Origin of the sequence: Variovorax sp. WDL1, from assembly GCF_001541225.1 — a bacterium.
Taxonomy (GTDB): domain Bacteria; phylum Pseudomonadota; class Gammaproteobacteria; order Burkholderiales; family Burkholderiaceae_C; genus Variovorax.
The window spans coordinates 59,457-61,628 of the sequence record NZ_LMTS01000172.1 but is presented as its reverse complement, the minus strand read 5'-3'; the positions used below and the strand labels follow the sequence as shown (position 1 = coordinate 61,628).

General features: G+C 68.4%; 1 protein-coding gene. It reads right to left on the bottom strand.

The window, feature by feature from the left end; all coding sequences use genetic code 11:
• Positions 1 to 30 precede the first annotated feature (30 nt).
• Positions 31 to 2,172, bottom strand: a 2,142-nt coding sequence (locus APY03_RS23950) for a helix-turn-helix transcriptional regulator (RefSeq protein ID WP_198161285.1), incomplete at its 5' end; no start/stop codon positions are given.

The window sequence follows — 2,172 nt, the reverse complement described above, 5'->3', positions numbered from 1 at the left end:
CAGCCGCTCGAGCTGCAATGGCGGTCGGCCTCAGCCGCCGATGTGCGCGCGGTACCAGTTGGCAGCCTGCATGCGCGAGGCCATGTCGAGCCGGTCGAGGATGCGTGCCACATGGCGCTTGACCGTGTGCGGGCTCAGGTCGAGCGTCCTGGCGATCAGCTTGTTGCTCTGTCCCTGGGTCAGCAAGGCGAGCACTTCGAGCTCTCGCGCACTGAGGCCCGCATCCTGCTGGGCCGCCGGACTGCGCGGCTTTTCCTGCGCGCCGACCTTGAGCTGCCGGGCCGTCTCGACCCATTGGCGCAGGACTGCCAACCCTTCCTTGGACGCGGCGCCGTCCCATGACGCAAGCGACAGCCTGGTCAGCACCGGGAGGCCCACGATCAGGACCTGGCCCACATTGCCGCTGGCCGTCACCTGCTTGATGAGCGGCTGCAGCGCTCGCCAGGCGGCAGCCGGCGAGCCGTCGGCCAGCTCGGCGAGTGCCAGCTGTGTTCGCACCGTGACATCCAGGTAGACGGAGTCGAGCAGGGATGACCTCGTCACCAGTTCGCGAAGCATCGTCAGGCCCTCGTCGGTGCGGCCGTCGTGCAAGGCCAACTGCGCCTTGAAGCTGTCTATGAGCATCTGCGTGCACGGGTTCTCACGGCCGGGTTCGACGCGGAACGAGCGCAGGTGCGTGCGCACGGCCGTCCAGTCCCCGAGGGCGACACAAGCCTTCACGAGGATGCCAAGGACTGCGAGATACATGTCGCTGGAGCGGTCCAGCAAGGAAGCGTGCGCGGCGATGACGTCACGCGTCGCGTGCAGGTTGTCCATGTCGTCGCGGGCGACCTGGTACATGACCTTCAGCGTTGCCAGCCGAATGCGCAAGCCCGAGGGCTCGCCGAGCCAGCGGGAATCCTCCTCGATGTCCTGCAGCACGGTTCCCAGCTCGACGATCCTGCCTTGCCAGAGCAGCAGCCAGGCTTCCATCACGTGCAGGGACCAGTGCCCCTCGCCGGCGGCGGCCCTGGCGCCGCGGAGCAGGCGCTGAAGCTGGGCGCTCACGCCGGGGCGGCCGAGGAATATGTTGAAGAGCGCCATGCAGCGAAACCACAGTTCGGCGCTGGCCCCCTGTGTCAGCAGATCGACGATCTTGCCGAGGCGATTGCTGGGTCCGTCGACAGGGCCGTGATGGCCCTCGTACCAGAAGTCGATCACCTCGCTGAGCGTCTCGGTTTCGAAGTCCATGGGCCGGGAGCGAACAGCCTGCCCCAGGCGCCTGGCCGCCTGCATCTGGCCGCAGAAGATCATGGACAGTGCCTGCATGGCCCGGGCGTGCTGCGCGTCGTCATGGCGCCCCAGTGCGTCGAAGCCGGCGGCGGCATGCTCCATGCTCGACCGCACCGTCGCGTACTGGTATCGCGGCCAGGCGCACAAGCCCCGGGCATAGGCGAGCAAGGGCGAGCGGGCCTGGATGTCGGCCGGAAACTGCTCGATGATGCGAATGATCTGCGCGCTTCGATCGTCGGCCAGCATATCGGCCGTCCCGTCGGCCAGGCTCTGTTCGGCCTCCTCCCAGGCGCCCGCGCGCAGGTACGTGAGCGTGCGGCGCAAGGGGTCCGATTCGCCCTGGGCTGCGCGGCGCAGCAGGGCCGGCACCTCATCGGGATGGAGCCGGCGCAGGCGCTCGTCGAGGAAGTCGCGGAAGAGATCGTGCAGGCGCAGCGTCAGCTCCTCGCTGTCGAGCACCGAGCTGAACAGCCGGCGGCGCCCGATGTCTTCGAGCAGTTCGGCAGCGCGCGGGTTGCCGCTGATCTGCTCGCAGCGCGGCACCGTGAGTTCGGGAAGCACCGAGCAGCGCAGCAGAAACTCCTGCAGCTCTTGGGGTAGTTGTTCGAGGACTTCGCTGGCCAGGTAATCGAACAGATGGCGGCGGCTGTGCCGGATGCCTTTTGGCGCCGTGGCGGCTGACTGCTCCGTTGTCTCGAGGCTCAGGCTGAGCCCGGCGGCCCAGCCCTGGGTGCGGTCGTACAGGCGCCTGGCTTGCTCGGGGTCGTCTGCGCCGGTGGCATGGCGCCACAGGTCCTGCACTTCCTTGGTCGAGAAGCTCAGGGCCGTCTCGTCGAACTCGGCCACTTCGCGCCGGGCTCGCCAGCGCGCGAGCGCCAGCGGTGGCTCCACGCGCGACGA